The organism is Rhodococcus sp. p52, assembly GCF_000763325.2.
In the GTDB taxonomy this organism is placed as follows: domain Bacteria; phylum Actinomycetota; class Actinomycetes; order Mycobacteriales; family Mycobacteriaceae; genus Rhodococcus; species Rhodococcus pyridinivorans.
In genome coordinates, this window is the sequence record NZ_CP016819.1 from 3,528,529 (window position 1) to 3,554,563 (window position 26,035).

Annotated in this window: 23 protein-coding genes; 21 read left to right on the plus strand and 2 right to left on the minus strand. The window is 70.0% G+C overall.

Annotated elements, in window-relative coordinates:
* The first annotated feature begins 34 nt into the window (after positions 1-34).
* The 9 genes from carA to IM25_RS16405 all read left to right on the plus strand — a co-directional run bounded on the left by carA (position 35) and on the right by IM25_RS16405 (position 11,812).
* Positions 35-1,219, plus strand: a complete 1,185-nt coding sequence (carA, locus tag IM25_RS16365) for a glutamine-hydrolyzing carbamoyl-phosphate synthase small subunit (RefSeq protein WP_033096601.1) — start codon at positions 35-37, stop codon at positions 1,217-1,219.
* A complete protein-coding gene (carB, locus tag IM25_RS16370) occupies positions 1,219-4,563 on the plus strand; it encodes a carbamoyl-phosphate synthase large subunit (protein WP_033096602.1) in 3,345 nt (1,114 codons plus the stop codon). Before carA ends, carB begins: the two co-directional genes overlap by 1 nt.
* Positions 4,560-5,402, plus strand: a complete 843-nt coding sequence (pyrF, locus tag IM25_RS16375; protein ID WP_033096603.1) for an orotidine-5'-phosphate decarboxylase — start codon at positions 4,560-4,562, stop codon at positions 5,400-5,402. Before carB ends, pyrF begins: the two co-directional genes overlap by 4 nt.
* A gap of 429 nt (positions 5,403-5,831) precedes the next feature.
* Entirely contained in the window at positions 5,832-6,152 is a 321-nt protein-coding gene (mihF, locus tag IM25_RS16380; RefSeq protein ID WP_006551450.1) for an integration host factor, actinobacterial type, read from the plus strand.
* 64 nt (positions 6,153-6,216) lie between these two features.
* Positions 6,217-6,768 (plus strand): guanylate kinase, encoded by a 552-nt coding sequence (gene gmk, locus IM25_RS16385; RefSeq protein ID WP_033096604.1) that lies wholly within the window; start codon positions 6,217-6,219, stop codon positions 6,766-6,768.
* 76 nt (positions 6,769-6,844) lie between these two features.
* Positions 6,845-7,147 (plus strand): DNA-directed RNA polymerase subunit omega, encoded by a 303-nt coding sequence (gene rpoZ / locus IM25_RS16390; RefSeq protein WP_006551452.1) that lies wholly within the window; start codon positions 6,845-6,847, stop codon positions 7,145-7,147.
* Complete coding sequence (gene coaBC / locus IM25_RS16395; RefSeq protein ID WP_033096605.1) at positions 7,144-8,427, plus strand: bifunctional phosphopantothenoylcysteine decarboxylase/phosphopantothenate--cysteine ligase CoaBC; 1,284 nt, start codon at positions 7,144-7,146, stop codon at positions 8,425-8,427. The genes rpoZ and coaBC overlap by 4 nt, the downstream gene beginning before the upstream one ends.
* Positions 8,428-8,561: 134 nt before the next feature.
* Positions 8,562-9,776 (plus strand): methionine adenosyltransferase, encoded by a 1,215-nt coding sequence (gene metK, locus IM25_RS16400; RefSeq protein ID WP_016691682.1) that lies wholly within the window; start codon positions 8,562-8,564, stop codon positions 9,774-9,776.
* A 17-nt stretch (positions 9,777-9,793) separates the two neighbouring features.
* Entirely contained in the window at positions 9,794-11,812 is a 2,019-nt protein-coding gene (locus IM25_RS16405) for a primosomal protein N' (RefSeq protein ID WP_033096606.1), read from the plus strand.
* Between the two features lie 37 nt (positions 11,813-11,849).
* Here IM25_RS16405 and IM25_RS16410 read toward each other — a convergent pair whose 3' ends face one another.
* Positions 11,850-12,356 carry a hemerythrin domain-containing protein gene (locus tag IM25_RS16410; RefSeq protein ID WP_232333338.1) on the minus strand — a complete coding sequence of 169 codons (507 nt, stop codon included), beginning with the start codon at positions 12,354-12,356 and terminating at the stop codon, positions 11,850-11,852.
* A gap of 386 nt (positions 12,357-12,742) precedes the next feature.
* On the opposite strand from IM25_RS16410, the gene IM25_RS16415 reads away from it, so the two are divergent.
* The 9 genes from IM25_RS16415 (at position 12,743) to IM25_RS16455 (ending at position 22,911) form a co-directional block, all read left to right on the plus strand.
* On the plus strand, positions 12,743-13,774 hold the full coding sequence (locus IM25_RS16415) for an esterase/lipase family protein (protein WP_006551456.1): 1,032 nt from the start codon (positions 12,743-12,745) through the stop codon (positions 13,772-13,774).
* A 210-nt stretch (positions 13,775-13,984) separates the two neighbouring features.
* On the plus strand, positions 13,985-14,905 hold the full coding sequence (gene fmt, locus IM25_RS16420) for a methionyl-tRNA formyltransferase (protein ID WP_065996175.1): 921 nt from the start codon (positions 13,985-13,987) through the stop codon (positions 14,903-14,905).
* Positions 14,902-16,383, plus strand: a complete 1,482-nt coding sequence (locus IM25_RS16425) for an RsmB/NOP family class I SAM-dependent RNA methyltransferase (RefSeq protein WP_033096608.1) — start codon at positions 14,902-14,904, stop codon at positions 16,381-16,383. The genes fmt and IM25_RS16425 overlap by 4 nt, the downstream gene beginning before the upstream one ends.
* 104 nt (positions 16,384-16,487) lie before the next feature.
* Positions 16,488-16,892: a hypothetical protein gene (locus tag IM25_RS16430; RefSeq protein WP_232333339.1), complete on the plus strand. Its 405-nt coding sequence runs from the start codon at positions 16,488-16,490 to the stop codon at positions 16,890-16,892.
* A complete protein-coding gene (locus IM25_RS16435) occupies positions 16,882-18,480 on the plus strand; it encodes a sensor histidine kinase (RefSeq protein WP_052039974.1) in 1,599 nt (532 codons plus the stop codon). Before IM25_RS16430 ends, IM25_RS16435 begins: the two co-directional genes overlap by 11 nt.
* Positions 18,477-19,139, plus strand: a complete 663-nt coding sequence (locus IM25_RS16440) for a response regulator transcription factor (protein ID WP_006551461.1) — start codon at positions 18,477-18,479, stop codon at positions 19,137-19,139. Before IM25_RS16435 ends, IM25_RS16440 begins: the two co-directional genes overlap by 4 nt.
* Positions 19,136-20,638, plus strand: coding sequence for an SLC13 family permease (locus tag IM25_RS16445; RefSeq protein WP_033096610.1), 1,503 nt, complete (start codon positions 19,136-19,138; stop codon positions 20,636-20,638). The genes IM25_RS16440 and IM25_RS16445 overlap by 4 nt, the downstream gene beginning before the upstream one ends.
* A gap of 62 nt (positions 20,639-20,700) precedes the next feature.
* Positions 20,701-21,936 (plus strand): glycerate kinase family protein, encoded by a 1,236-nt coding sequence (locus IM25_RS16450; RefSeq protein WP_033096611.1) that lies wholly within the window; start codon positions 20,701-20,703, stop codon positions 21,934-21,936.
* Positions 21,937-21,981: 45 nt separating this feature from the next.
* On the plus strand, positions 21,982-22,911 hold the full coding sequence (locus IM25_RS16455) for a 1-phosphofructokinase family hexose kinase (RefSeq protein ID WP_033096612.1): 930 nt from the start codon (positions 21,982-21,984) through the stop codon (positions 22,909-22,911).
* 31 nt (positions 22,912-22,942) lie between these two features.
* Here the strand turns inward: IM25_RS16455 and IM25_RS16460 are convergent, their stop codons facing one another.
* Positions 22,943-23,500, minus strand: coding sequence for a VOC family protein (locus IM25_RS16460; RefSeq protein ID WP_033096613.1), 558 nt, complete (start codon positions 23,498-23,500; stop codon positions 22,943-22,945).
* 162 nt (positions 23,501-23,662) lie between these two features.
* On the opposite strand from IM25_RS16460, the gene rpe reads away from it, so the two are divergent.
* Genes rpe through IM25_RS16475 form a run of 3 tightly spaced genes read left to right on the plus strand, consistent with a single transcriptional unit; the run spans position 23,663 to position 26,033 of the window.
* Positions 23,663-24,346, plus strand: coding sequence for a ribulose-phosphate 3-epimerase (rpe, locus tag IM25_RS16465; RefSeq protein WP_006551466.1), 684 nt, complete (start codon positions 23,663-23,665; stop codon positions 24,344-24,346).
* Positions 24,343-25,443: a bifunctional diaminohydroxyphosphoribosylaminopyrimidine deaminase/5-amino-6-(5-phosphoribosylamino)uracil reductase RibD gene (gene ribD, locus IM25_RS16470; protein ID WP_230809443.1), complete on the plus strand. Its 1,101-nt coding sequence runs from the start codon at positions 24,343-24,345 to the stop codon at positions 25,441-25,443. The genes rpe and ribD overlap by 4 nt, the downstream gene beginning before the upstream one ends.
* Positions 25,428-26,033 carry a riboflavin synthase gene (locus IM25_RS16475; protein WP_024100797.1) on the plus strand — a complete coding sequence of 202 codons (606 nt, stop codon included), beginning with the start codon at positions 25,428-25,430 and terminating at the stop codon, positions 26,031-26,033. Before ribD ends, IM25_RS16475 begins: the two co-directional genes overlap by 16 nt.
* The last annotated feature ends 2 nt before the right edge of the window (positions 26,034-26,035 follow it).

Consider the following 26,035-nt stretch of genomic DNA (forward strand, 5'->3'; position numbering starts at 1 on the left):
GCTCTGGTGCGGTCGATAAGAACGGAGACAACGCATGAGCGGCAGAACATTCGGCGGCGGCACGGCTGTGCTGGTCCTCGAGGACGGACGGGTCTTCCGCGGCATCCCCTTCGGTGCGGTCGGACAGACCCTCGGCGAGGCCGTCTTCAGCACGGGCATGACCGGCTACCAGGAGACCCTCACCGACCCCAGCTACCACCGGCAGATCGTGGTGGCCACGGCCCCGCAGATCGGCAACACCGGCTGGAACCACGAGGACAACGAGTCCGTCGGCCCCACCGGCGACCACACCGAGTCCAAGATCTGGGTGGCCGGCTTCATCGTCCGCGACCCCTCGCGTCGCGTGTCGAGCTGGCGCGCCACCGGCTCGCTGCAGGACGAACTCGAGCGGCAGAACATCGTGGGTCTCGCGGGTATCGACACCCGCGCACTCGTGCGGCACCTGCGCACCCGCGGTTCGATGCGCGCCGGCATCTTCTCCGGCGACGCCCTCGCCTGGAAGGGTGACGACCTCGACATCGACGTCCTGCTCGACCGGGTGAAGAGCCAGCCCTCGATGCTCGGCGCCGACCTCGCCGGCGAGGTGAGCACCACCTCCGGTTACGTCGTCGAACCGACCGACGGGGACGCCCGCTTCACCGTCGCGGCCATCGACCTCGGCATCAAGACCAACACCCCGCGCATGTTCGCCCAGCGCGGCATCCGGGTGCACGTGCTGCCGTCCACCGCGACGCTGCACGACATCCTCGACCTGAAGGCCGACGGCGTCTTCCTGTCCAACGGCCCGGGCGACCCGGCGACCGCCGACGGCGCGGTGCACCTGACCAAGGAGGTGCTCGGCCAGGGACTGCCCCTGTTCGGCATCTGCTTCGGCAACCAGATCCTCGGCCGCGCGCTCGGCCTGGGCACCTACAAGATGAAGTTCGGTCACCGCGGCATCAACATCCCGGTGGTCGAGCACGAGACCGGTCGCATCGCGATCACCGCGCAGAACCACGGGTTCGCGCTCGAAGGCGAGGCCGGCCAGGAGTTCGACACCCCGTTCGGTCGCGCAGTCGTCAGCCACACCTGCGCCAACGACGGTGCGGTCGAGGGCGTCAAGCTCCTCGACGGCCGTGCCTTCTCCGTGCAGTACCACCCCGAAGCGGCGGCCGGACCGCACGACGCCGCCTACCTGTTCGATCGTTTCACCCGCATGCTCGAGGGAGAGAAGAACTGATGCCACGCCGTACCGACCTCTCCCACGTCCTGGTCATCGGGTCCGGCCCGATCGTCATCGGACAGGCCTGCGAGTTCGACTACTCGGGCACCCAGGCGTGCCGGGTGCTCCGCGAGGAGGGCCTGCGCGTCTCCCTGGTCAACTCGAACCCGGCCACGATCATGACCGACCCCGAGTTCGCCGATGCGACCTACATCGAGCCGATCACCGCCGACTACGTCGAGAAGGTCATCGCGACCGAGCAGGCCAACGGCACCCCGATCGACGCGGTGCTCGCGACCCTCGGCGGCCAGACCGCCCTCAACACCGCCGTCGCGCTGTCCGAGCGCGGCATCCTCGACAAGTACGGCGTCGAACTCATCGGCGCCGACTTCGACGCGATCCAGCGCGGCGAGGACCGGCAGAAGTTCAAGGACATCGTCGCCAAGTGCGGTGGCGAATCCGCTCGCTCGGCCGTCTGCTACACGATGGACGAGGTCCGTGCGACCGTCGCCGAACTCGGCTTCCCCGTCGTGGTGCGACCGTCCTTCACGATGGGTGGCCTCGGCTCCGGCATGGCCTACGACGACGCCGACCTTGAGCGCATCGCCGGCGGTGGTCTCGCGGCCTCGCCCACCGCGAACGTGCTCATCGAGGAATCCATCCTCGGCTGGAAGGAATACGAGCTCGAACTCATGCGCGACGGTGCCGACAACGTCGTCATCGTCTGCTCGATCGAGAACGTCGACCCGGTCGGTGTGCACACCGGCGACTCGGTGACCGTCGCCCCCGCGATGACGCTCACCGACCGCGAGTACCAGAAGATGCGCGACCTCTCGATCGCCATCCTGCGCGAGGTCGGTGTCGACACCGGCGGCTGCAACATCCAGTTCGCGATGGATCCGCGCGACGGCCGGCTCGTCGTCATCGAGATGAACCCGCGCGTGTCGCGGTCGTCGGCGCTCGCGTCGAAGGCCACCGGCTACCCGATCGCGAAGATGGCCGCCAAGCTCGCCATCGGCTACACGCTCGACGAGATCGTCAACGACATCACCAAGGAGACCCCGGCCTGCTTCGAACCGAGCCTCGACTACGTCGTGGTCAAGGCCCCGCGGTTCGCGTTCGAGAAGTTCCCCGGTGCCGACGGCACTCTCACCACCACCATGAAGTCGGTCGGTGAGGCCATGTCGATCGGCCGCAACTTCACCGAGGCCTTCGGCAAGGTGCTGCGCTCGCTCGAGACGAAGTCCGCGGGCTTCTGGACGGGCCCCGAGATCGAGGGCACCCTCGAGGAGATCCTCGAAGAGATCCGCACTCCCACGGACGGCCGGTTCTACCGGATCGCCCGGGCGCTCGAGCTCGGTGCGACCGTCGAGCAGCTCTTCGACGCCACGAAGATCGACCCGTGGTTCCTCGAGCAGTTCGCGTACATCGTCGAGCTGGGCGAGGACGTCCGCACGGCCGAGCAGTTCGGTGCCACCGAGCTGCGCTATGCGAAGCACCACGGTTTCTCCGACCGGCAGATCGCGGCGCTGCGCCCGGCACAGTTCGCCTCCGAGGACGATGTCCGTGCCCTCCGTCAGGAGCTGGGCGTCCACCCGGTCTACAAGACCGTGGACACCTGCGCGGCCGAGTTCGAGGCGAAGACGCCGTACCACTACTCGACCTACGAGCTCGACCCCGCGGCCGAGACCGAGGTCGTCGAGCAGCGCGACAAGCCCAAGGTGCTCATCCTCGGTTCCGGCCCGAACCGCATCGGCCAGGGCATCGAGTTCGACTACTCGTGCGTCCACGCCGCGCTGACGCTGTCGGAGGCCGGTTACGAGACCGTGATGGTCAACTGCAACCCCGAGACGGTCTCGACCGACTACGACACCGCCGATCGCCTGTACTTCGAGCCGCTGACCTTCGAGGACGTCCTCGAGGTCTACCGCGCCGAGTGCGAGTCCGGCACCGTCGCCGGCGTCATCGTCCAGCTGGGCGGCCAGACCCCGCTCGGCCTGGCGCGTCGACTGAAGGCCGCCGGGGTGCCGATCGTCGGTACCTCGCCCGAGGCCATCGACCTCGCGGAGGACCGCGGCGAGTTCGGTCGCGTGCTCGACGAGGCCGACCTGCCGGCCGCGAAGTACGGCACGGCCACCACCTTCGAGGGTGCGCGCGAGATCGCCGCCGGCATCGGATACCCGGTGCTGGTGCGCCCGTCCTACGTGCTCGGTGGTCGCGGCATGGAGATCGTCTACGACGAGAAGGCGCTCGAGACCTACATCTCCAACGCCACCGAGATCTCCGACGACCGCCCCGTGCTCGTCGACCGCTTCCTCGACGACGCCGTCGAGATCGATGTCGACGCGCTGTGCGACGGCACCGACGTGTACATCGGCGGAATCATGGAGCACATCGAGGAGGCCGGCATCCACTCCGGCGACTCGGCCTGTGCGCTGCCGCCGATCACTCTGGGCCGCGCCGACATCGAGAACGTCCGCCGCTCGACGGCCGCGCTCGCGAAGGGCATCGGCGTCAAGGGCCTGCTCAACGTCCAGTACGCGCTCAAGGACGACATCCTCTACGTCCTCGAGGCGAACCCCCGGGCCTCCCGCACGGTGCCGTTCGTCTCCAAGGCCACCGCGGTGCAGCTCGCCAAGGCCTGCGCCCGGGTGATGCTCGGCGAGTCCATCGCCGAGCTGCGTGCCGCGGGCATCCTCCCGGCCGAGGGCGACGGCAGCGACATCCCGCTCGACGCACCGGTCGCGGTGAAGGAAGCGGTGCTGCCCTTCAACCGGTTCCGGCGTGCCGACGGCACGGGCATCGACACCCTGCTCAGCCCGGAGATGAAGTCCACCGGTGAGGTCATGGGCCTCGACGACGACTTCGGAACCGCGTTCGCGAAGAGCCAGACCGCCGCCTACGGCTCCCTGCCGACCTCGGGCACGGTCTTCGTCTCGCTCGCGAACAAGGACAAGCGGTCGATGATCTTCCCGGTCAAGCACCTCGCCGACCTGGGCTTCCACATCATGGCTACCGTGGGAACGGCAGAAGTGCTGCGCCGCAACGGTGTTCCCTGCGAGCAGGTCCACAAGGTCTCCGGCGAGGACAAGCCGGAAGGCGCACTCGACGTCGTCGACCGCATCCGCGCCGGAGACGTGGACATGGTCATCAACACCCCCTGGGGCAACGCCGGTCCGCGTGTGGACGGCTACGAGATCCGCAGCGCGGCGGTCGCCGCGAACATCCCGTGCGTCACCACGGTGCAGGGTGCCTCCGCGGCCGTGCAGGGTATCGAGGCGGCACTGCGCGGTGAGATCGGAGTCAGCTCGATCCAGCGGATGCACGCGCGGTTGCGCGGCGTACCCGCCGAACAGGCGTGACACCCTTCGGGCAGCGACTCGCGGACGCTCTCGGGCGCCGCGGGCCGCTGTGCGTGGGCATCGACCCGCACCCGGGGCTCCTCACTGCGTGGGGGCTCGGCGACGACGTCGACGGCCTGGCCCGGTTCAGTGAACTGTGCGTCGAGGCCTTCGGCGACACCGTCGCGGTCGTCAAGCCGCAGGTGGCGTTCTTCGAGGCCTACGGCTCCGCCGGTCTCGCGGTGCTCGAACGCACCATCGCCGACCTGGGGGATGCGGGGGTGCTCGTCCTCGCGGACGCCAAGCGCGGCGACATCGGCTCCACGATGGACGCCTATGCGCGCACCTGGCTGTCGGACGGCTCTCCGCTGTGCTCGGACGCGGTGACCGTCTCCCCGTACCTGGGGTTCGGTTCGCTCGCTCCGGCGCTCGATCTGGCCGCCGGAACGGGCCGCGGGGTGTTCGTGCTCGCGGCGACCTCCAATCCCGAAGGTGCCCAGTTCCAACGCGCGCGGCTCGACGACGGGCGCACCGTCGCGCAGGCCGTGGTGGACGAGTGCGCTGCTCGCAACAGCGCTGCCCCCACGGACGGGGCCGCAGGGCTCGGCTCCGTGGGTGTGGTGGTCGGTGCGACCCTCACCGAGGCGCCGGACCTGTCCGACCTTCACGGGCCCATCCTGATGCCCGGAGTGGGGGCCCAGGGCGGCACCGCCGACGACGTGCGACGACTCGCAGGCGACCACCTGCGCGCGGTCGTGCCCAACGTCTCACGCGACGTGCTGCGGGCCGGCCCGTCCGTCGCCGACCTGCGGGCCGCCGTCACCCGCACGCTGGACGGCTTCGCCTTCCTGACGGACTGAGACGTTCGACTCTCGTGCCCGGATCGCCACGCGCGGTCCGGGCACGAGTCGTACATACCGCTCGTATGCACTCTGACCTGCGCTCGGAGTGGCGCGACACGCGGAATGGGAAAAAAATTTCTCGGCCCGCCGAGGCGCCGGAACAGTGGGCCGGTGAGTAGGGGAGCCGCCCGACCCGATGCGTCCCCCTCCGTCGCAGCAGATTACCGGTGACCTGGGGTTTTTCTCTGTTGGGGCAGTTCGTGGCGATGCCTGGACGCCGATCGGGGGGTGTGGGGTCCACTGCGGGAACGGCGTGCACTACCGCACGGATTTTCGAGCGGATCGCCGGGGGGTGGGTTCGCATTCGTCGGTGGTCGTGAGTACGGTCGCTATCGCCGCTGGTTACAGCGGTGAAGACTCGAAAGCCAACGATGAGACGGAGGAACCGTGGCCCTTCCCCAGCTGACCGATGAGCAGCGCGCCGCTGCTCTGGAGAAGGCGGCTGCTGCCCGTCGTGCCCGGGCTGAGCTCAAGGAGCGCCTCAAGCGCGGCGGCACCGACCTCAAGCAGGTGCTCAAGGACGCCGAGAACGACGAGATCCTCGGCAAGATGAAGGTGTCGGCGCTGCTCGAGGCCCTGCCGAAGGTCGGCAAGGTCAAGGCGCAGGAAATCATGACCGAGCTGGAGATCGCCCCGACCCGCCGTCTGCGCGGCCTCGGCGACCGTCAGCGCAAGGCCCTGCTCGCCAGGTTCGATTTCGACGCCTGAGCACGTGGTAGCTGACGCACGACCCGTGACGGACAGCGCACCCGCAACGCGGAGGGGCCGGCTGGTGGTACTGGCCGGACCCTCCGCGGTGGGTAAGTCGACCGTCGTACGCCTTCTGCGGAGCCGGATCCCGGATCTGCACTTCAGTGTCTCGGCCACCACCCGGGACCCGCGACCGGGTGAGGTGGACGGGGTGGACTACCACTTCGTCGGCCGCGCCGAGTTCGACCGGATGATCGAAGCCGGTGAACTGCTCGAATGGGCCGACATCCATGGCGGCCTGCAGCGATCGGGTACTCCGGCCAAACCGGTGCTCGACGCACTCGCCGAGGGGCATCCGGTGCTCGTGGAGGTCGACCTCGCGGGAGCGCGGGCCGTCCGTGCAGCGATGCAGGACGCAGTCCTCGTGTTTCTCGCCCCGCCCAGTTGGGAGGTGCTCGTCGAGCGCCTCACCGGCCGAGGCACCGAAACCGACGAGGTCGTCGCTCGCAGGCTCGATACCGCCCGCAGCGAACTGGCCGCGCAGGACGAGTTCGATGTCGTGATCATCAACGACGATGTCGACCGGGCTTGCGATGAATTGGTATCCTTGTTGGTTGGACCCGGAGCCGACTGATCCGTCCGCGCCTCGAGCGCGTCCGGCTGCCGGTTCCGGCGCCCTCCCATCCCGCGACATCTCAGGAGAACACCGAGTGAGCAGCATCCAGGCAGCCGCGACCGACCTCGAGGGCAACACCCTTCCGGTCTACGACACCCCCACGGGTATCACCAACCCGCCTATCGACGAGCTGCTCGAGCGCGCCTCCTCGAAGTACGCGCTGGTGATCTACGCCGCCAAGCGGGCACGCCAGATCAACGACTACTACAACCAACTCGGCGACGGCATCCTCGAGTACGTCGGCCCCCTCGTGGAGCCGGGTCTGCAGGAGAAGCCGCTGTCGATCGCCCTGCGCGAGATCCACTCGGATCTGCTCGAGCACACCGAAGGCGAGTGAGCAACCCCGCTTCGAGCGGCGAGGCCGGATCCGTGCAGCGCCGCCGCATCGTCGTCGGTGTCGCCGGTGGCATCGCCGCCTACAAGTCCTGCGCACTGATCCGGGCCTTCACCGAGAGCGGACACCACGTGCGGGTCGTCCCGACGGAGTCCGCCCTCGAATTCGTCGGGCGCGCCACCTTCGAGGCGCTCTCAGGCAATCCCGTGCAGACCGGTGTGTTCGCCGAGGTGCCGCAGGTGCAGCACGTCCGGCTCGGCCAGGAGGCCGACCTCGTCGTCGTCGCTCCGGCCACCGCCGACCTCATGGCGCGGGCGGTCGCGGGTCGCGCCGACGACCTCCTCACGGCCACCCTGCTCACCGCGCGGTGCCCCGTGATGTTCGTGCCCGCGATGCACACCGAGATGTGGGAGCATCCCGCGACCGTCGACAACGTCGCGACGCTGCGTCGCCGCGGTGCCGTGGTCGTCGAACCGGCCTCGGGTCGGCTGACGGGCAAGGACACCGGTGCCGGGCGCATGCCCGAACCCGACGAGATCTTCAATCTGGCCTCGCTGCTGCTCGAGCGGGCCGACGCGCTGCCCCGCGACCTCGCCGGTCGCCGCATCGTCGTGTCCGCCGGCGGTACCCGTGAGCCCCTCGACCCGGTGCGCTTCCTCGGGAACCGGTCGTCCGGCAAGCAGGGCTACGCGCTCGCCCGTCTCGCCGCTCAGCGCGGCGCCGACGTCACGCTCGTCGCCGGCAGCGTCTCGGGTCTCGACGACCCGGCCGCGGTCGATGTCGTGCGCGTCCAGACGGCCGCTCAGATGCAGGACGCCGTCGCCAAGCACGCCTCGGGTGCCGACGCGGTCATCATGTCCGCGGCCGTTGCCGATTTCCGGCCCTTCACCTTCGCGACCAGCAAGATCAAGAAAGGCGAGGGCGAACCCGATTCCATCGCGCTGACGAAGAACGACGACATCCTCGCCGGTCTCGTCCGGGCGCGTGCCGAAGGCGGTCTGTCCGTCGAGACGGTCATCGTCGGGTTCGCAGCGGAGACCGGCGACGAACACGGAGACGTGCTCACCTACGCCCGCGAGAAGCTCGCCCGCAAGGGATGCGATCTCCTCGTCGTCAATGCCGTCGGCGAAGGTAAGGCCTTCGAGGTCGACGACAACAACGGCTGGTTGCTGTCCGCGGACGGTTCGGAAACCGCCCTCGCCCACGGGTCGAAGGCCCTCATGGCCAGCCGCGTGCTCGACGCGCTGGGACCTCTGCTGGCGGAACGCAGCAGAATCGGGTGATTTCAATACTCGCGCCGACGCCTGCGGAGCAGTAGCGTCGGCACTGCGATCGGGTCCTGCCGACCCGATCGGGGAGCGCATGCTCCATACGGTTTGTCCGTCCAGCGCCTGGCGCACAGTCGAGAGGGAGTTTCGTGAGCAAGACCGGCGGTCGTCTTTTCACCAGTGAGTCCGTGACCGAAGGGCATCCGGACAAGATCTGTGACGCGATCAGCGACTCGGTTCTCGACGCGCTCCTCACCGAGGATCCTCGTGCCCGGGTAGCGGTGGAAACCCTCGTCACCACGGGCCAGGTGCACGTGGTCGGTGAGGTCACCACCTCGGCATACGCCGACATCCCCAAGATCGTTCGCGATCGGGTGCTCGAGATCGGCTACGACTCGTCGTCGAAGGGCTTCGACGGCAACTCCTGCGGTGTCAACATCGCGATCGGCGCGCAGTCGCCCGAGATCGCCGGCGGCGTCGACGTCTCGCACGAGGCGCGCAGCGGTGTGCTCACCGACGACGAGGTCGCCCGCCAGGGCGCCGGCGACCAAGGCCTGATGTTCGGCTACGCCTGCTCCGATACGCCCGAACTCATGCCGCTGCCGATCTCCCTCGCACATCGCCTGTCGCGCCGGCTCACCGAGGTCCGCAAGTCGGGGGTTCTGCCGTACCTGCGTCCCGACGGCAAGACCCAGGTCACCATCGAGTACGACGGCGACAAGCCCGTCCGGCTCGACACGATCGTCATCTCGACGCAGCACGCCGCCGACATCGATCTGAACAACCTGCTCACGCCGGATCTGCGCACCCACGTCGTCGACGCGGTACTCGCCGACCCGAACCTGGCCGATCTCGACACGGCCGATGTGCGTCTGCTGGTCAACCCGTCCGGATCGTTCGTCCTCGGCGGCCCGATGGGCGACGCCGGCCTCACCGGCCGCAAGATCATCGTCGACACCTACGGCGGCATGGCCCGCCACGGTGGTGGCGCGTTCTCCGGCAAGGATCCGTCGAAGGTCGACCGTTCGGCCGCCTACGCGATGCGCTGGGTCGCCAAGACCGCCGTCGCCGCCGGTCTCGCCGACCGCATCGAGGTGCAGGTCGCCTACGCGATCGGCAAGGCTGCTCCGGTGGGTCTGTTCGTCGAGACCTTCGGCACCGAGAAGACCGACCCGGCCCGCATCCAGCAGGCCATCGGCGAGGTCTTCGACCTGCGCCCGGGAGCGATCATCCGTGACCTCGACCTGCTGCGCCCGATCTACGCGCAGACCGCTGCGTACGGCCACTTCGGCCGTACCGACATCGACCTGCCGTGGGAGAACACCGACCGCGCCGACAAGCTGCGCGCGGCCGCCGGTCTGTAGATTCCGATCGGGCCCGGGTGGCTGCTGATTTCGACGCCGCCGAGGTCGATCCGGTTGCGCGGGTTCTCCCGCTGCTACCGGTTCCGCACCTCGACCGGGAGTTCGACTACCTGATCCCGCGCGACCTGGACGCGGACGCCCGTCCGGGCGTCCGCGTCCGCGTCCGCTTCGCCGGACGTCTCGTCGACGGTTTCCTGCTCGCACGCGCCGCGACGAGCGATCACACCGGCAAGCTCGGCCGACTCGACCGCGTCGTCTCGTCCGAGCAGGTCCTCACGCCCGAGATCGCTGCTCTGGCAGAGGAAGTCGCGACCCGCTATGCCGGGACCCGGGCCGACGTGCTGCGTCTGGCGGTACCTCCGCGACACGCACGTGTCGAAGCCGAGGCGTCGCGCCCACCGGAACCTCCGCCTGTTCCGGAGATCGATCCTGCCGCGTGGGGCCGGTACCGGCACGGCGAGAACTTCCTCGAAGCGCTCGGCGGCGGCCGCGCCCCGCGCGCGTCCTGGCAGGCGCTGCCCGGTGAGGATTGGCCCCGACGGCTCGCCGAACTCGCCGCACTGACCCTCGCCTCGGGGAAGGCGGCCGTGCTCGTCGTTCCCGACCAGCGTGACCTCGACCGTCTCGTGAAGGCGTGTGCAGACGTCGCCGGGGCCGATCACGTCGTCGGCCTCGCCGCCGGCCTCGGACCGGCCGAACGGTATCGACGCTGGCTTGCGGCGCTGCGCGGATCCGCGCGCATCGTCGTCGGGACCCGGGCCGCCGTCTTCGCCCCGACCCCCGATCTCGGGCTCCTCGTGGTGTGGGACGACGGCGACGACCTGCACTGCGAACCACGGTCCCCGTATCCGCACGCCCGCGAAGTGGCTGCTCTGCGCGCCCACGCGGTCGGTGCCGCCATCGTGATCGCCGGGCACGCCCGCACCGCGGAGACCCAGGCGCTCGTCGAGGCCGGCTGGGCACACGATCTCGTGGCACCCCGCGACGTCGTACGGGCGTGCGCGCCGAAGGTCACGGCCCTCGCCGACAGCGACCACGCACTCGCACGGGATCCGGCCGCGCGTGCCGCGCGACTGCCTGCCATCGCGTTCGCCGCCGCCCGATCCGCTCTCGCGGTCGACCGCCCGGTGCTCGTGCAGGTACCGCGGCGCGGATACGTGCCCGCGCTCGCGTGCGGAAAGTGCCGGGCACCCGCCCGCTGCCGGCACTGCAACGGCCCGCTCGCACTGCCCACGGCGGCCGGTCCCGACGGTGCCGCGATCCCGGCATGCCGCTGGTGCGGTGTCGCCGATGCGCGTCACCGCTGCCACGCGTGCGGCGCGCGCTCGTTGCGGGCCGTGGTGGTCGGGGCGGCCCGCACCGCCGAAGAACTGGGCCGCGCCTTTCCGGGCGTGCCGGTCGTGACCTCCGGCGGCAACGACGTCAAGCACACCGTGCCCGGTTCGGCGTCGCTCGTCGTCTCCACCGTGGGCGCCGAACCCGTCGCCGAGGGCGGTTACGGGGCGGCGCTGCTCCTGGACGGGTGGGCCCTGCTCGGCCGTGCCGATCTGCGCGCCACCGAGGAGACGATGCGCCGCTGGCTCACCGCATCGGCGCTCGTACGGTCGTTCGCCGACGGAGGACAGGTCGTGGTCGTCGCCGATTCCGGGATCCCCACCGTGCAGGCGCTCGTGCGTTGGGATCCCGTGGGACACGCCCAGTCCGAGGTCTCCGAACGAGCCGAGGTCGGTTTCCCGCCCGCGGTCCACATGGCCGCGATCGACGGGTCGTCCGCGGCGGTCGCCGAACTGCTCGAGGCCACACACCTGCCCGATGGAGCCGAGGTGCTCGGGCCCGTGCCGCTCCCGCCGGGGCAACGACTGCCGTTCGGATCCGAGGGACCCGAACCGGAGGACGTGCACCGGATGATCGTGCGGGTCGCACGCGAGCGCGGTCGCGCACTCGGTCGCGCCCTGCGCGACGCCCAGGCCACCCGCACGGCGCGTCGCGCGGACGGTCCGCTGCGGGTTCAGGTGGATCCGCCGCGTATCGGCTGACCCGGCCGCGGAGGGGGCGCGGATCTCCGCTGCCGGCCTAGGCCGCTTTCGGAATCGGTTGCGACGGAATGGATGCGGCGTCCGTACCCTTCCACAGCGCCGCGAAGTCGTGGCGATGTCGAATGCCCAGGATGCGCAGCAGGACGAAACGCGGTACGGGCGGCACGAGGTGCACGACGTGATCGCGCGAGGAGCCGTCGAGACCGTCGATGAGCCAGTTCCCTTCCTTGCCGAGCTGCTGCATCCCCTTCGGCTCGATACTGAACTCCTGGTCCCACGCGCGCCACTGCGCGTCGGTGATGCTGGTCGGGACCAGCGGCATCATCTCCCGCTCCTCACGTTCGAGATGGGGGAGCAGAACCTCGGACAAGCGGGACAGTGCTGCACCGAGTGCTTCGCCGGAGCCGGGGCGGTCGGCGCGGAGATCGCGTGCCGCCTCCTCGACTGGGGCGATCGCAGGCTCGATGGTGCGGTGGTCGGCGTTCATCCTCTCCACGAGCGGTGCCGCGTCGGGATTGCACTGCACCACGGGGATAGAGCCCACGGTCCTCGGACCAGTGGTGATGGTGAAGGAAATCCATCATCCACAACACGTGGTGGGCGAGAGCCACTCGGTGGGTCTGCTGCCATGTCTTCGTCGAGGTGGCGACCTCGATGCGGAGGAGGGGCGCGGCGGAGGGCGGAGTGCGCGATTCCCATGATTCGGGTATCGGCGGATCCGTCGGGATCGGTGGAGTGTCCGTCGACGGAGGCTGTTCCCAGTGTCGATCCGGCGTGGACCGAGAGCAAGTCCCGCCGGCTGCTGCCGTACATACGGACGACAGCGACACGCGTTGCCGGGGATATTATTTGTCACAGTAACGGAGCCGGTGATTGTGACCGATCTACTTCCGTAGGTGCCGGGGAGGCGCAGGAGGAGAGGGCGGACGAATGGGTGCCGGGCGGAGTGTCGGTGGTGTCGTCGGAGCGTGTGTCGTCGCGATGCTGACTGTGGGTGCAGCGGCACTGACTGTGGGCGCAGCGGCGGCGCAGCCGCTCCCGTCCGACGACGGACCGATCCTCGGTCTCGGGGAAGGGTCGTACAGCAGCGTGCCCGTCCCGGCGGGACCGGTGGCCACCGGGCACGCCGAAGCGGCCGAATACGCCGAGAACAACCCCGATGTCGCCCCCGCCGGTAGCAACGACTTCGCGTGCGTGCCGTCCGAGGAGCGCCCTCATCCGGTGGTGCTCGCGCACGGCACCGATTCCAACGCCTACTCCGACTTCGCTGCGCTCTCGCCGCTGCTCGCCGCGTCAGGCTGGTGCGTATTCGCCCTGAACTACGGGTTCGCCGACGGTGCCGAGGATTACGGCACGGGCGACATCCGCGTCTCCGCAGCACAGTTCGGTGAGTTCGTCACCGAGGTCCTCGACGCGACCGGTGCGGAGGAGGTCGACGTCGTCGGCTACTCACAGGGAGCCACGGTGGCCCGCTACTACATCAACGAACTCGGGGGTGGCGAGGTCGTCGACCGGTGGGTGGGGATCGCGTCGCCGAGCTACGGAGGCACCTTCTACGGCATCGGGGCCGCCGTCGCCGCGCTGCCCGGAGCGACCGACATCGTCGAGGGCGAGTTCTCCGTCGCCCTCGTGCAGCAGCTTCAGGGGTCGGAACTGCTCACCGAACTCAACACACCCACCGACACCGTGCCCGGCGTGCGCTACACGACCATCGGTAGCGAGGTCGACGAGGTCATCCAGCCCGCCGGCAATGTCGCACTCCATGGTGAGGGCGCCGTCAATCACGTGATCCAGGAGCTGTGCCCGCAAGATCTGACCGGCCACTTCAACATGGTCTATGACCCCTTCTCGCTGCAGCTCGCGCGGCACGCGCTCGACCCCGACCGGTACGCGATCGGGGAGTGCACCACCGTCGCGCTCGGCACCGGTATCCCCGAACTGATCCTCCAGTCCAACACCTGAGCGCGGGCGCTCGGGCTCCGACGCCTGAGCTCCATGCTCTCCGGTGCCGGCCTCCTCGAGGTGACCGCCCGGCGCGGTGATGCAGGTCGCACGACGTCGACTCCCTAGACTGTGAGAGGTCATCGCCGTCGAAAACTGGAGCAGCATCCGTGACATCCCCGCACAGTCCACACGCAGCGCACCCCACCTCCTGCTCGGCGGTGCTCTGACATGCGCGTGGTCTTCGCGGGAACACCGGAACCCGCCGTCCCGTCGCTGCTCCGCCTCATCGAGTCACGCCACGAGGTCGTCGCGGTGGTCCCCCGCCCCGACACCACCGCCGGTCGCGGCCGGAAGGTCGTGCGATCCGCCGTGGGGCAGATCGCCGACGAACACGGCATCGAGGTCCTCACGCCGCGCTCGCCGCGCGACCCCGAGTTCGTCGCGCGACTGACCGAACTCGCACCCGACTGCTGCCCCGTGGTGGCCTACGGCGCCCTGATCCCGCAGGACGTCCTGGACATCCCTGTGCACGGATGGGTGAACCTCCATTTCTCGCTGCTGCCCGCCTGGCGCGGCGCGGCGCCCGTGCAGGCGGCGATCGCTGCCGGTGACGAGATCACCGGAGCGAGCACCTTCCGGCTCGAGGCCGGCCTCGACACCGGTCCGGTCTACGGCGTCGTCACCGAGACGATCCGTCCCACCGACACCGCCGGCGACCTGCTCGGCCGCCTCGCCGAGGTCGGTGCGACGCTGCTCGAATCCACCCTCGACGGCCTCGAAGACGGCATCCTCACGCCCGCACCGCAGCCGGCCGACGGTGTCTCGCACGCGCCCAAGGTCACCGTCGAGGCCGCCCAGGTGCAGTGGACACTCCCCGCACACGTCGTCGACCGGCGAATTCGCGCCGTCACGCCCGCTCCGGGTGCGTGGACGATGATCGGCGACCTGCGCGTGAAGATCGGTCCCGTGACGGTGACCGACGAGACCCTCGAACCCGGTGAGCTCGACATCCGCAAGGACGGCGTGCTCGTCGGTACCGCTACCACTGCCGTCCGGCTCGGGACGGTGCAACCGCCCGGGAAGAAGGCGATGACAGCCACGGACTGGGCGCGCGGCGCCCGTCTCGACCCGAAGGTGCGTGCGCGATGAGCGAATCCGGCAGGCCCCCGCGGGGCAAGCGCAATGCCGGAGGACGGAACCCCGCAGGTCGCGGGGGTCGCAGCGGCGGTGGGAAGCCGAACCGCAATCCGGCGTCCGAACACGCCCCCCGACCGTGGAAGCCTCCCGCCGACCCCGCACGTGTCGCCGCGCGGGACGTGCTGCGCGCCGTGCGCGAACGGGACGCCTACGCCAATCTCGTTCTCCCGTCGCTGCTCCGGGAGCGGCATCTCGACGCGCGCGACGCCGCCCTGGCCACCGAGCTCACCTACGGCGCGGCCCGCGCGCGAGGCCTGCTGGACGCCGTGATCGCCGACGCCGCGAACCGTCCCGTCGACGAGATCGACGGCGCGCTGCTCGACGTACTGCGTCTGGGTGCCTACCAGTTGCTGCGCACGCGCGTGGCCCCGCACGCCGCTGTCGCCACGAGCGTCGACCTCGTCCGGGCCGAATTCGGATCGGGCCGAGCAGGTTTCGTCAACGCGGTGCTTCGTCGTGTGGGTGAGCGTTCGGAGGAGGAGTGGATCACGCTGCTCGCCCCCGACCCGGACCGCGACCCGGTGGGTCACCTGGCCTTCCGATACGCGCACCCCCTGTGGATCGCGCAAGCGTTCGCCCACGCGCTCGGATCGGATGCCTCCGAACTCGCCGACGTCCTCGCCGCCGACGACGCGCGCCCGATCGTCCACCTCGTCGCCCGGCCCGGGGTTATCACCGCGGAGGAACTCGCGCTCGTCACCGGCGGTGAGCTCGGACCGTGGTCGCCCTATGCGGTGCACCTCGAGCACGGCGACCCCGGCCGCCTCGAACCCGTCCGGGAAGGCATGGCCGCAGTCCAGGACGAAGGCAGCCAGCTCGTCGCACGTGCCCTCACCCTCGCACCCCTCGTCGGCGAGGACCGGGGTCGCTGGCTCGACCTGTGCGCGGGACCGGGCGGAAAGGCGGCGCTGCTCGGCGCCATCGCCGCGATCGACGGGTTCGCCGTCGACGCGGTCGAACCGGTCGACCACCGCGCGGAACTCGTCCGCAAGACCGCCCGCGACCTGCCGGTGACCGTGCACATCGCCGACGGGCGCGAGCCCGGACTCGAACCGGGCTACGACCGGATCCTCGTGGACGCACCCTGCACGGGTCTCGGCGCGTTGCGTCGGCGTCCCGAGGCGCGGTGGCGACGGCAACCCGGCGACGTCGCCGAACTCGTGCGGCTGCAGAAGGAACTGCTCGCATCGGCGATCGGACTGCTGCGTCCCGGTGGTGTGGTGCTCTACTCGACGTGTTCACCGCACGTCTTGGAGACCGTCGCCGTCGTGTCCGACGCGGTGCGCCGCCACGGTGTCGAACAGCTCGACACCCGCGAACTCGTCCCCGGCGTGCCGCAGGTCGGGGAGGGGCCGGGAGTCCAGCTCTGGCCGCACCGCCACGGCACCGACGCCATGTTCATGGCTGCGCTGCGTAAACCCGAGCGCTGATCGCGACCGCCGGACACGGATCGTCGTGTCCGGCGCCGGGAAGATGAAAGTCTTCTCATCCGGTCTTCACGATCGATTCACTCCGGTGCAGGATGCTGTTCTCCATGCCGGTGATGAAACGCATGCTCGTGATCGCAGCGCTGCTGCTGATCCCGGCGGCCCTCGCGTGGGGGAGCCAGGCCCTGACACGACCGGCGGGCTCCCCCGAGATCGGTGATGCATCGGTCACCGTCTCCGTCGTGCCGACCACGACCGAGCCCGCGGCGCCGTCCCCCGGGGCCGAGGCGCCCGAGGTACGACCCGAACCCGAGCAGGAGTCGGCGTCCGCACCGTCGGTCCCCGGCACGCAGACATTCCCGCCTGCCGTCGTGCCGGCCCCGGTTCCCGATCCGGGCTGGTCCGACGTCGCGCGTCAGCCCCTGCCGACCCCTCAGGTCGAGTGGGACGACGACTGGGACGACGACGGCGACGACAGTGGGGACGACGACTGGGACGACGATGACGACTGAGTCCGGGAAGCCGGCCGGGACGGAGCGCGCCGGTCACCTCCGCATCCCTCACCCCGGTCGCGGATCCGCTCTCCCTGCCCGGTGGCGCATCCTCAGCTGGATCCTGCTGACCACGGCCGTCGCGCTCGTCGCCGTCGTCGTCACCGCGCGGGTGCTGCTCCTCAACCACGTCGACCGAGATGCGAATGCCGACATCACGCAGGAGATCGACGAATTCCGGGCATTCGCCGCCGAGGGCGTCGACCCCACCACGACGTTCCCGTTCACCTCCGTGGAGCGGATGCTCGAGGTCTATCTCAACCGCCAGCACACCTCGGAGGGCGAGGTGATCGTCGGCGTCGTCGACGGTTCGCTGCTCTTCGACCGCCGTATCGCGGTGGACCGGCCCGACCTGCCGGCGAACCTCACCGAGGACGGTGTGATGTTCGAGCGCATCCTCAACGCCCCCACCGGCTCGGGCGTCCACGAGGTGGACGGTGGACAGATGCGCTGGGCCCGCGCCGACGTCACCTCCGGCGACGACCGGGGCGCGCTGATCGTCGCCGTGTTCACCGCCGAGCAGCGCGCGAAGGTCGCCGACACCGCCCGCACCATCGGACTGGTCGCGATCGGCGGCCTCGGTCTCACGGCGATCATCGGCTGGCTGGTCGCGGGACAGATCCTCGCCCCGATCCGCCAGGTGCGCGAGGTGGCCGCCGCCATCGGCGAGAAGGATCTGACGAGTCGGGTGCCCGTGCACGGACGCGACGACATCGCCGCACTGGCACAGACCTTCAACTCGATGCTCGACCGCCTCGAACAGGCCTACACCACGCAGCAGCAGTTCGTCGACGACGCCGGCCACGAACTGCGGACACCGATCACCGTGATCCGCGGGCACCTCGAACTCATGGATCTCGGTCACGCCGACGACGCGACGCGCGAGGAGACGATCCGGCTCGTCGAGGACGAACTCGACCGGATGGCGCGGATCGTCACCGACCTGCTCGTCCTCGCCAAGGCCGAGCGCCCCGACTTCGTGCAGCGACGACCGGTCGACGTCACCGACCTCATGCTCGACGTCGAGGCCAAGGCGCAGATGCTCGGCACCCGCGACTGGCAGCTCATGGAGATCGCCGAGGGCATGGCCGACATCGACGCCCAACGCGTCACCCAGGCCGTGCTGCAGTACGCGACCAATGCCGTCACGCACACCCACCCTGGGGACGTCATCCAGCTCGGATCCGTCTTCGTCGAGCACAACGGCACCGAGCACCTCCGGATCTGGGTCCGGGACACCGGACCCGGGGTCGCTCCGGACGACGCGGCACGCATCTTCGAACGCTTCCGCCGCGGACGCACCGTCCCCGGTGACCGGCACGGACCCGCCGCCGAACGAGGCGGGGCAGGTCTCGGACTCGCCATCGTCCGCGCCATCGCCGACGCGCACCACGGCTCGGCTTGGGTCGAGAGCGCGGTCGGGCACGGCGCGACCTTCGGCATCGACCTCCCCCTACGAGACCCTGCAGGAACCACCGGCACGACCGGCACGACCGGCACGACCGGTTCCCCCGGTACAGCCGAGACTCGAAGGACCGCATCGCAGTGAGCAGAATCCTCATCGCCGAAGACGACACCCGCATCACCGCCTTCCTCGAGAAGGGGCTGCGCGCAGCGGGATACACCACCACCGACGCCACCGACGGCGAGACCGCCCTGATGCTCGCTCGCAGTGGCGCCTTCGATCTGGTGATCCTCGACATCGGGTTGCCCCGCATGGACGGCTTCACCGTCCTCGAGAGGTTGCGCGGTGAAGGTGTGCGGACCCCCGTGATCGTGCTGACCGCGCGAGACAGCGTCACCGATACCGTCGCGGGGCTCGAGGGCGGTGCCAACGACTATGTGAGCAAACCGTTCCAGTTCGCCGAACTGCTCGCCCGCATCCGGTTGCGCATCGGCGACAGCAGCTCGGCTGCCGATCCGGCAGCGGTGATCCGCGACGGCGACATGGCTCTGGACCTGCGGGCCCGACGCGCCGAGATCGCAGGGGAGAGCGCCGATCTCACCAGCCGCGAGTTCGCCCTGTTCGAGGTCTTCCTGCGTCACCGCGGGCAGGTGCTCTCCCGCGAACAGATCCTCGGGCACGTGTGGGGATACGACTTCGATCCCGCGTCCAACGTCGTCGACGTCTACGTGCGCGCACTGCGCAACAAGATCGGGGGAGACCGGGTCGAGACGATCCGCGGAGCGGGGTACCGGTTGCGATGACCTTCCACGCCACCGTCCCGCCGAGCTCCGTTGCGCCACAGCAGCGTCCGCCGCGCAGACACACCGCCCCGACGCCCGGCCGGATCGTCGCGGTCGGGATACTCGCCGGCACCGTCGGTCTCCTCGTGTATCTCACGCGCACCGACCCCGACCTGACGCCTCCGGCCGCCGTCACCATGATCGTGTTCGTCGTGGCCGTCTGGCTGTGGGTGTTCACGAGGATCGACGACACCTATGTGGCGCTCGGCGCTGCCGCGGCCCTCACGGTCGTCGGGGTCATCGACGCGGAGGCACTGTTCGCGACCCTCGGCGACGACGTCGTGTGGCTCCTGTTGTCCGCTTTCGTGATCGCCTCCGGTGTCGCGTCCTCGGGTTTGGCGACGCGGGGCGCGGCCTTCCTGGTGACGGGGGCGCACAGCCCGCGGGCGCTCGTGCACCTGGTGACGGCCGCGCTGATCGTCACCGCGTTCGCGGTCCCGTCGACCTCCGGTCGCGCCGCACTGGTGCTCCCGGTGTTCGTCGCGCTCGCGACGGTCCTCGCAGACCGGCCACGACTGGTGCGGGCACTCGCGTTGCTCTTCCCCACGGTGATCCTGCTGTCGGCGGTGGCGTCGCTGCTCGGCGCCGGTGCGCACCTGATCACCTCGCAGATCCTCGTCACGGCGACCGGCACCGGATTCGACTTCGCGACCTGGATGATCCTCGGCCTGCCGCTGGCGATCGTCTCGTCGCACGCCGCCGCCGAACTGGTGCTGCTGCTGTTCACCTCCACCGACGATCGGCGCGGACGCCTCACCGTCACCGCCGCCGACATCGGCGCGCAGGCCGACACCCCGGTCTGCGGGCCGCTCTCCGTCGCCGAATCCCGCGCCGCCCTTCTGCTGGTCGTGGTGATGGTGCTGTGGTGCACCGAACCCGTACACGGCATCCACCCGGCGGTGGTGGCGCTGCTCGGTGCGCTCGTCGCGACCTCCCCGCGGTACGGCTCCGTGCGTCTCGCGCCTGCGCTGAAGACCGTGCCGTGGCCTCTGCTGCTGTTCATGGCGGCAACGCTGTCGATCGGTACCGCGCTGACGACGAGCGGCGCGGCGGACTGGCTCGCATCGACGGCTTTCGGCCCGCTCACCTCGCGCGGAGAGGATGCCGGTCCGTTGTTCGTGGTCGTCGTGGTCGTGATCTCCGCTGCGGCGCACCTGGTCATCCAGTCGCGCTCGGCCCGTTCCGCCGTTCTCGTTCCCGTCGTGGTGGCACTCGCCCCGAGCGCAGGTGTCGATCCGCTCGCCGCGGCCTTCGTCTCGACGGCCGCCGCAGGCTTCTGCCACACCCTGCCGTCGTCGGCCAAGCCCGTGACGCTGTTCGCGGACGTGCCCGGCACATCCACCTACTCGACCTCCGACCTGTTGCGCCTGGCAGCGCGGCTCGGCCCGCTCCTCGCCGCGCTGGTCCTGTTGTTCGCGTGGTTCGTCTGGCCGCTGCTCGGCCTGTCGCTGTTCGTCTGATCCCTGTTCCCTCCCCCGTTGTCCCGTTCCACGGTCTGTCCCGTTTCACGATCGGAGTCGTCATGGCTTTGAAGGTTCCTCATCGCGTGCTCGTCGCACCCAGCGGTTTCAAGGAGAGTCTCGATGCGCGCAGCGTCGCCGCTGCGATCGGTGCGGGAGTCCGCCGGGCTCTGCCGTGCGCCGCCGTCGACCTCGTGCCTGTTCCGGACGGTGGGGAGGGCACCGCCGAGATCCTTGCCGAGGCCACCGGCGGCACGCTCGTCCCGGTCACCGTGACCGGTCCCGTCGGCGAGCCGGTGCGGGCGAGCTGGGCGCGTCTCGGTGGTGTCACCCGCGGGACGGCGGTCGTCGAGATGGCCTCGGCCGCCGGCCTTCGTCTCGTGCCCACCGATCGCCGTGATCCCGGTGCCACCACCACCCGCGGGGTCGGTGAACTCGTTGCCGCGGCACTCGACGACGGCATCCGCCGCATCGTCATCGGCTGCGGCGACTCGGGCACCAGCGACGGCGGAGCCGGGGCACTGCGAGCACTCGGCGCCCGGATCCTCGACGCCGACAGCCACGAACTGCCCGACGGGGGACGGCACCTCGCGCGCGCCGCGCGTCTCGATCTCGACGATCTGCACCCGGCGCTCGCCGACACCGAGATCGTCCTGGCCTGCAACGTCCACAACGTCCTGTGTGGGCCGACCGGTGTCGCTCGGGTCTTCGGCCCGCAGAAGGGCGCGACACCCGCGCAGGTCGAGGAGCTGTCCGCCGCTCTGGAGCGCTGGGCGAAGGTGCTCGAACGGGACGGGCGGGCACACGGGCTGGATGTGCGGTTCGGGGCGGGCACCGGCGCCTCAGGCGGCCTCGGTGCCGGTCTGGCCGCGGGCATCGGCGCCCGGATCGCCTCCCGGTTCGACGTGCTGCTCGACAGCGGCCTGTCCGGTATCGATCTAGACTCCCTGATCGCGCGCGCCGATCTGATCATCACCGCCGAGGGCAGCATCGACGTCCAGACCCCGCGCGGCAAGGTGCCCGCGGAGGTCGCCCGCCGCGCCCAGCGCGCCGGGGTGCCGGTGCTCGCCATCGCCGGGTCGCTCGGCGAGGGGGCGCGCGACGTCCACGACGTCGGAATCGGCGCGATCGCGTCGATCATCCCCGTCCCGATGCGCCTCGAGGACGCCGTCGCCAACGGTCACGACCTGCTCGTCGACGCCGCCGCGCGGTCCATGCGTCTGCTGATGCTCGGCTCCGCCGTGGCGAGTCGCAGCAAGGGCCGGGCGAAGAAGCGCAAGCACCGGGCGGCGGCGTGATGCAGTTCCGCGCGCGGCCGGCCGGGGCCGAATAGGGTTCCGGTCATGCCCGAGATCGTCACCCTGACCATGAACCCGGCACTCGACGTCACGACCTTCACCGACGCGGTGGTGCCCACCCGCAAGCTCCGCTGCGACGAACCGTTCTACGACGCCGGCGGGGGAGGAGTGAACGTCGCGAAGGTCGCGCGCGTGCTCGGTGCCTCGGCCGCCGCCGTCTATCCGGCCGGTGGTGCGCGAGGTGAACAGATGAGCGGTCTGCTCGACGACGACGACGTCGAGGAACACATCGTCCCGATCACCGGGTCCACCCGAGAGTGCTTCACGGCGATCGACCGTCGCAGCGGTCAGGAATACCGTTTCGTCACACCCGGTCCCGAGCTGACGGACGAGGAGCAGGAACGCTGCCTCGCGACACTCGAGAAGGTCGCCGAAGGCGCGAAGTACGTGGTGGCGAGCGGCAGCTTCCCGCCCGGTGTACCCGGCACCTTCGTCCGACGCATCGCGGCGGCGGCGCACGAGGCCGGCGCGCGGTTCGTCCTCGACTCGTCGGGCGATGCGCTGACCAGCATCGATTCGGGTGTCTACCTCGTCAAACCGAGCCTGGACGAGTTGTGCGAGTGGACCGGGCGGGAGCTGGCCACCGACGACGAGCAGATCGCGGCCGCGCGCGAACTCGTCACCTCCGGTGTCACGGAGATCGTGGTCGTCTCGCTCGGCGCAGACGGGGCGATCATGGTGACCGCCGACGAGGCCGTGCGGGTGCCGGCCCTGGCGGCCAAGGTGCGCAGCGCCGTCGGCGCCGGCGACAGCATGGTCGCCGGACTCGTCGTCGGACTGCTGCAGGAACGATCGTTGCGGGACGCGCTTGCTCTCGGGATCGCCTGCGGCACCGCGGCACTGCTCACCGCCGGAAGCCACGTCTGCCACCGCGAGGACATCGATCGTTTCGACGCCCTCGCCCTCCTGGTCTGACGACCCGCGGCGCCGGTCCGGCGACCGCCGGTCACACCGCGCGAGACCGTGGATCCCGCAGGGTACGAACGGCTTCGGTGAGTGTCGAGTGGATGTACCCGAGTTCCGGACTCGCGATGTGCGACCAGTCCGCCGACTCGTCCGCTGCCGCATCGTCCGTCCACGCGGATGTGTCGGTGCCGGGATCGTGCCGCTGGATCCACCAGAGATTGCCGGACGGATCCGAGAACCGGGCGAGGACATCGCCGAAGAAGTCCGTAGGCCGTGTGACGATCGCCGCGCCGTGCTGCGTGGCGCGTTCGAGGACGGCATCGACGTCGTGCACGTGGACCCGTACGAAGGCGGGGGTGAAGGGCCAGTCCGGTTTCCGGTCGGCGACCACGAGCACGGAGTCGCCGACCCGCACCTCCGAGTGGAGGAGGAGCCCGTCGTGGTCGAGGGTGCGCGCTTCGGGCACCTCCTCGGCCTCGAAGACGGCGACGAGGAAGTCGACGAGTTCGGTTGCTCCGTCGGAGATCAGGAAGGTGTCGACGGTGTTCGATCCGTCCGGACGGGGAGGGAAGGATTCGCGGTGATGGAGATCGGTCACGATGATCCTTGGGTTCGTAGGTGACTGCCAGCCTTCCGGGTATTGCGGCCACCTGGTGGCACCAATGCGCCCGAGATCGGAGATTCCGGCCGGGTTCGGCTGCGTGCGGCGCGTGCGACGCAGGTCCGACCCGGTGGAGGGCGCCGACTAGACTCGTCGGTTGTGGCCCACCCGATGATCGCTCCGTCCATCCTGTCCGCGGATTTCGCTCGTCTCGCCGACGAGGCGCAGGCCGTCGCCGGTGCCGACTGGCTCCACGTCGACGTCATGGACGCCCATTTCGTTCCGAACCTGACGCTCGGTCTCCCGGTCGTCGAGTCGCTGTTGAAGGCGACCGACATCCCGCTCGACTGTCACCTGATGATCGAGAACCCCGGTCGATGGGCTCCGCCCTACGCCGAAGCCGGTGCCCACAACGTCACCTTCCACGCGGAGGCGACCGACGACCCGGTCGCCGTGGCCCGCGACATCCGCGCGGCCGGCGGCAAGGCCGGGCTGTCCGTCAAGCCCGGCACCCCCATCGAGCCCTATCTCGGGATCCTGAAGGAGTTCGACACGCTGCTCGTGATGAGTGTCGAGCCGGGCTTCGGTGGTCAGTCCTTCATCCCGGACGTCCTCGACAAGGCCCGTCAGGTGCGTCGCCTGGTCGACTCGGGTGAACTGCGTCTGCTCGTCGAGATCGACGGTGGCATCAACACCGACACCATCGAGGCCGCCGCGGAAGCCGGTGTGGACTGCTTCGTCGCCGGGTCCGCCGTCTACGGCGCCGCCGATCCCGGTGAGGCGGTCCGCAAACTGCGGGCGCAGGCCGGGGCTGCGTCCCCGCACCTGACGCTCGCGCCGTGACCGCACCCGAGATCGCCGAAGCCCTCCAGTTCGCGCTCGACGCCTCGGAGGCCGTGCGGGGCACGACCAGCCCCAACCCGCCTGTCGGAGCGGTGATCCTCGACGCGGACGGCGCGGTGGCAGGTGTCGGGGCCACCGCACCACCCGGCGGTCCACACGCGGAGGTCCGGGCACTCGAGGCCGCGGGCGAACGCGCGCGCGGCGGAACCGCCGTCGTCACCCTCGAACCGTGCAACCACACCGGCCGCACCGGCCCGTGCGCGCAGGCCCTCATCGAGGCGGGGATCGCGACGGTGTACTACTCCGTCGCCGATCCGAATCCCGTCGCCGGGGGCGGCGCCGACACCCTCCGCGCCGCGGGCATCACGGTGCATCCCGGTCTCGGTGCCGAGACCGTCGCCCGCGGCCCGCTGCGGGCATGGCTGCACCGGCAACACACCGGCCGGCCGCACGTGACGTGGAAGTACGCCGCGTCGATGGACGGTCGCAGCGCGGCCGCCGACGGCACGAGCAAGTGGATCTCCGGTCCCGAGTCGCGTGCGCGCGTGCACGACCAGCGCAGCCGGCTCGACGCCATCATCGTCGGAACCGGCACCGTCCTCACCGACGACCCGTGGTTGACCGCCCGTCTGCCCGACGGCGAACTCGCGCCGCACCAGCCGCTGAGGGTCGTTATCGGTATGCGTGAGATCCCCACCTCCGCAAGAGTTCTCGATGACGCGGCGCCGACGCTGGTGTTGCGCACCCACGACATCGGGGAGGTGCTCGACGCGCTCGGCGACCGACCCGACGTGCTGCTCGAAGGCGGCCCCCGGCTCGCGGGCGCCTTCCTCGCAGCGGGCTGCGTCGACCGCATCCAGGCATACCTGGCGCCCGTCGTGCTCGGAGCCGGCGAGGCCGCCGTCGAGGACGCCGGGGTGGGCACGATCTCCGACGCGCTACGGTTCCGCCGGGAACGGGTCGAGACCGTCGGCTCGGACATTCTGTTGACACTCGTCCCGGACCGGGACAACCGACACTCGTCCCGGACCGGGACAACCGAATCGGACCCGGTCGCGGATCGGGAGCTAAGGAGCGGAACATGTTCACCGGCATAGTCGAGGAACTCGGTGAGATCGTCGCGAAGGAGGACCTCGCCGACTCGGCACGCTTCACCGTGCGCGGACCGCTGGTCACCTCCGACGCCGAGCACGGCGATTCGATCGCGGTCAACGGGGTGTGCCTGACGGTCGTCGACGTCCTCGACGGCGGGTCCTTCACCGCCGATGTAATGCAGGAGACGCTGAACCGGTCGTCGCTCGGACAGCTCACGCTCGGCAGCTCCGTCAACCTCGAACGCGCCGCCGCGCTGAACAGTCGCCTCGGCGGCCACCTCGTGCAGGGCCACGTCGACGCCACCGGAGCCGTCGTCTCCCGCACACCCTCGGAGAACTGGACTGTGGTGCGCATCTCGCTCCCGGCCGAAATCTCCCGCTACGTGGTCGAAAAGGGATCGATCACCGTCGACGGTGTCTCGTTGACGGTCTCGGGTCTCGGAGGGGAACGCGGACAGGAGTGGTTCGAGATCTCGCTCATTCCGACCACGCTGTCGCTGACGACGCTCGGCACCGCCGAGCCGGGCACCCTCGTCAACCTCGAGGTCGACGTGATCGCCAAGTACGTGGAGCGCCTGCAGAACGCGCGCTGACG